The sequence below is a fragment of the Chloroflexota bacterium genome (assembly GCA_020850535.1).
Lineage (GTDB): Bacteria > Chloroflexota > UBA6077 > UBA6077 > JACCZL01 > JADZEM01.
This window is the reverse complement of record JADZEM010000173.1, coordinates 1-3876: the sequence shown is the minus strand read 5'-3', so window position 1 is coordinate 3876 and position 3876 is coordinate 1. Positions and strand designations below refer to the sequence as shown.

General features: G+C 66.4%; 5 protein-coding genes. All 5 read right to left on the bottom strand.

The features are described from left to right. Positions 1-367, bottom strand: a 367-nt coding sequence (locus IT306_24760) for a phage head-tail connector protein (protein MCC7371653.1), incomplete at its 3' end; no start/stop codon positions are given. Continuing rightward, complete coding sequence (locus IT306_24755; GenBank protein MCC7371652.1) at positions 367-753, bottom strand: hypothetical protein; 387 nt, start codon at positions 751-753, stop codon at positions 367-369. The genes IT306_24755 and IT306_24760, both read right to left, overlap by 1 nt. A gap of 6 nt (positions 754-759) precedes the next feature. Continuing rightward, the gene (locus IT306_24750) at positions 760-1701 is read right to left on the bottom strand and encodes a hypothetical protein (protein MCC7371651.1); all 942 of its coding nucleotides are present in this window, start codon (positions 1699-1701) and stop codon (positions 760-762) included. A gap of 87 nt (positions 1702-1788) precedes the next feature. Beyond that, on the bottom strand, positions 1789-2253 hold the full coding sequence (locus IT306_24745; GenBank protein MCC7371650.1) for a hypothetical protein: 465 nt from the start codon (positions 2251-2253) through the stop codon (positions 1789-1791). 16 nt (positions 2254-2269) lie between these two features. Next, entirely contained in the window at positions 2270-3592 is a 1323-nt protein-coding gene (locus IT306_24740; protein ID MCC7371649.1) for a phage major capsid protein, read from the bottom strand. Between the last annotated feature and the right edge of the window lie 284 nt (positions 3593-3876).

The window sequence follows — 3876 nt, the reverse complement described above, 5'->3', positions numbered from 1 at the left end:
CGTAGGTGAGCACGACTTCGCCCGGGGTGGCGTTGGTGTCGGGGTCCCATGACGACGCGCTGAAGGTGTTCTGCGTGCCATCGGTGTCGTAGTAGGTGACCGAGGTCACGGAGGACAGCGGCGCCTTGGGTAGCCGGATGCGGTCGCACGACGGCCACTCGTCCAGGTAGAGGTACCAGGTCTGATTGATCAGCGCCCGGCCGGTGATCTCCTCGACGCGTCGCCGCGCGGCCTTGCCGAGCGACGTGATGTAGTCGTTCTCGGCGCTGCCCGTGACCCGCAGGTGCAGCTTGAGTTCGGCAAGCGTCAGCGGCTCAGCGGCCGGAGCCGTCTTGAGGACGGACCGCTCCGCGATCAGGCTGCTCACTAGCCGCGCCTCACCAGGAGCACGATGGTGCCGCCCTTGGCGTTGCCGGCGTTCGCCACGACGGGCGTCAGGTTGCCCGCCTCCAGCGTCCGCCGAAAGTAGGTGTTAACGGCTGGCACATGGACGGTAGAGGCTGTCTGACTAAGGTCCGCCCCCGTTCCGCCGAGCACGTCCACGCCGTTTGCGTCGGTCATGGTCACGTCGTACGCGGCGCTCGGCTGCGTGCCGCCCCCGTCCGGGATGTATCGGACTTGCACAAGCTCGCCAGCTTCCACCGCGAACGTGTTACCCGAGACGGCCCCGGCGGCGTCCGACACCCACGCGATCGAGTACTTGTCGATCGCGTTGCTGGCCTGCGTCGTGGTGACGGTGATGGAGCCTGCCATCGTCTACTAGCTCGCCGTCGCGATGACGATGCCGCCCTGGCCGCCCGCGCCGCCGTCGTTGCCGAACGCGCCGGGCTGGAGGACAAAGAAGGCGTCGCCGACCGTACCGACGAGGGTCGCCTCGGTCGCCGCCGCTTCGGCCGGGGTGATGAACCCACCGCCGAGCATGGCCCCGGTAGCGCCCGCGACGAGCTGGAACGGCTCCGCGCCGGCTAGCGCCTGGATGCCGTGGCAGTTCTTAACCCACAGGTGCTTGCAGGCGGTCGTCTTGTTGTGGAAGATCGCCGTCTCGAAGTTGCCGGAGAACCAGCAATCCTCGAACAGGATGTACTCGCTATCGACGCAGTACAGCGCGCCGGTGTCGGCGCCACCATCGGAGCCGGCCGGGTCAGTGGGCTGCTCGAAGCGGCAACGGCGGACGGTGAGATAGTCCTTGGTCGTCGCGAGGTTGATGAACGACAGCGCCTCCTTCGTGGAGGAGGTCACAAAGTCGCAGTCCTCGATGGTCGCGTAGTCGGCGTTGACATCGATGAACTTCACGAGGCTATCGATGTTGTTGACGAACCGGATGTTGCGGATGCTGACGTTAGCAGCGTTCATCTTGACCGTCGCCGTGGTCGCCGTGCCCATTGTGAGCGTGGGCTTGAGCGACCCCTTGCCGAGGCCGATGATGCTGATCCCGGCTACGTCGGCATCGATGCCAGCCGCGGCGACGATGGTCTCGGCGTGGCCCGGCATGACGTAGATCACGTCTCCGGCGCTCGCCGTGCAGAGGCCAACCGCATAGTCGATGGTGGCGCACGGTGCGTCCGGCGACTTGCCCGAGCCGGCCGAGTCAGTGCCGGTGGCGGAACTGACGAATAGAATCTCGCCGGGGTGTTCGTAGAGGTCATCGACGGTGAACACACCGCCGGGGGTATTGCGTGCGAAAAGTGCGGTTCGTGCCACTTTTCAGGGTTCTCCTTTCTCGGTTGGACCTTTGTTGTGGCGGGGGCCGTGGCTGCCTGTGCGCGGTCAGCCCGGCCCCCTATTCGGTTAGATGACGGTCGGCGCGTCGTGCCCGGCGTACCGCGGCACCACGAGGGCAACCACGGCGCTGAAGTGCGCGTCGGCTGCGTTGCTGATCGCGAGCGTCAGCCACGGCTGCCCCTCGGTGATGGTGCGCGGGTCGATCTCGATGACGAGGAGCCGTGCGTCGTAGGTCGCGGCGGTCAGCGTCAGGCTGGAGCTTGTCGTCCAGTTGCCGTACCCGTCCGCGCCGGCGGCCGCCTGGTCCGCATCGGCGAGCCGATAGTTGAACGTCTCGGACGTCGTCTGTGTACCCGCCGAGGCGCCCGACTTGACGGTGAGGACCGCATCTCCGGTGAGCACGCCGCACGTCAGGATGTACGTGATGTGCGACGCCAGCCCGGCGTTGATGCTGTCGCCGGTCGCGCCCGCCTCGTTGTCGGCGGGCTTGACGACGTTGACGATTTTGAACTGCTCAGAAAGCCGTGCCATGTTGTCCTGTCCTCCCTTAAGCCCTGGTCGCGAGGCCGATAAACGGCGACACGGTGTTTGAGCCCTTGAACGGGGTCAGCGCGCTGGACCAGAGCGATTGCCCGTCCACCCGGTACTGAGCCCGGAACGCCTGCTCCGCCGTGGTAAACGCCACGTGCATCGAGGTGTCCTGCCGGACGCCGCCCTTGTCGATGAGCGCGTACTGGCTGAGGTCGGCAAGGACGATGTCGCCCACCGTGCCCAGCGTGGCCGCGAACTCGATCGGCACTACCGGCCGCCCGTAGAGGCGGTCGTAGCCGTCCTCGCTCAGCCCGCTGGCTGGCATGTAGACGGGAACACCGCCCGTGCCGACCGTGATGGTCATGAGCGAAAGCTGGGGCTCGGTGTCCTGGTTGATGAACCAGACCGAGTTGCCCCGGCTCGGAGCCCAGAGCCGCGCGCGCATCTTGATGATGTTGTTGGAGACGATGGTCGCGGCCGTCTGGCCGGTCTCCTTCGCCACCGAGATGAACGCTGGGTTGACGTTGCTGTTGGCAAAACCGGTGGGCTTGCCCGCGCCGTCGCCCTCGTAGATCGCGTCCTCGACTTTGAACACCAGTTCGTTTGCGAACTCGTCCGTGAAGATCGCGGACATCGCGCCCGCGTCACTCAGAAGCTCGTCAGAGGCGTAGCCGAGCGCGGCGACCTTCTTCAGTTCGAGGTTCACGCGCTTGAACTTCGGCCGGCTGGCGGTCGGGGCCGAACCCTCGTCCACCCAGTAGCCGCGCACCGCGCCGCCACGGGAGCCGTCCACGCGGGACGATTCATCGATGGCGTTGAGCTTGAGGCCGTTGCCGGAGACGGGGATGCGCCGCACGCGGGACAGGAGTTGTCCCCGGTCGTGCATCAGCCGCATGATCTCGTTGGCGAAGTCCTGCTGGACGAGGTAACCGCCGTCCGCCGGGACCGCCTCACCGGCGCCCTGCGCGGCCGCCTGCAACTCCATCAGCCGCGGGTCAACACCGCGCCCGGTGGCCGCCGCCTGGATGGCCTGTAGCTGCTCCGCGATGTTGGCGAACAGCCGCGGCCCCTTGTAGGTTTTCGCGCTCGGGACGGGGTTGGACGGCAGTTGCGCCGTCTCGGGCTCCGGGTCTTCGATGTCGAGCGCCGGGGCGTTCCGCTGCGATTCCCGCCACTTCTGCTCGCGGGCAACGTCGGCATTGATGCGGTTCATGCCGGATTCGATCTCGGCGAACCGCGCCTCCTCATCCTCAGTGAGCACGCGGCCGGCGTCGCGGGCCGTGGCGAGTAGCTTGTCGCCCTCGTCCTTGAGTTTGCCCCGCTGCTCCAGGAGTGCCATGTAACCGGACATCCGTGATAGCTCCTTTGTGTGGTGCCGGAGCCCGGATGCCGCTGGTAAACGAAAAGCGCGCAGCCGTGACTCCGCGAATTGCTTCGCGAATCACGACTGCGCGCCATCTTCGGATGACCGCTACTCGTGGTCCCTCGCGCTGTCCCTGTGGCCACGGCCCAGGCCCCGGCGCGAGGCGGTACTACGTACCTGCGTCTATTTAGCGCATGTGTTCGGTGGGCGTGTCAAGGGTTAGGTCGTCTCGCCGCATGATCCGACTACATCGGTTATGG

Coding starts and splice junctions, on each gene's coding strand:
- IT306_24755 (MCC7371652.1), bottom strand. CDS start 753: ATGGCAGGCTCCATCACCGTCACCACGACGCAGGCCAGCAACGCGATC.
- IT306_24745 (MCC7371650.1), bottom strand. CDS start 2,253: ATGGCACGGCTTTCTGAGCAGTTCAAAATCGTCAACGTCGTCAAGCCC.
- IT306_24740 (MCC7371649.1), bottom strand. CDS start 3,592: ATGGCACTCCTGGAGCAGCGGGGCAAACTCAAGGACGAGGGCGACAAG.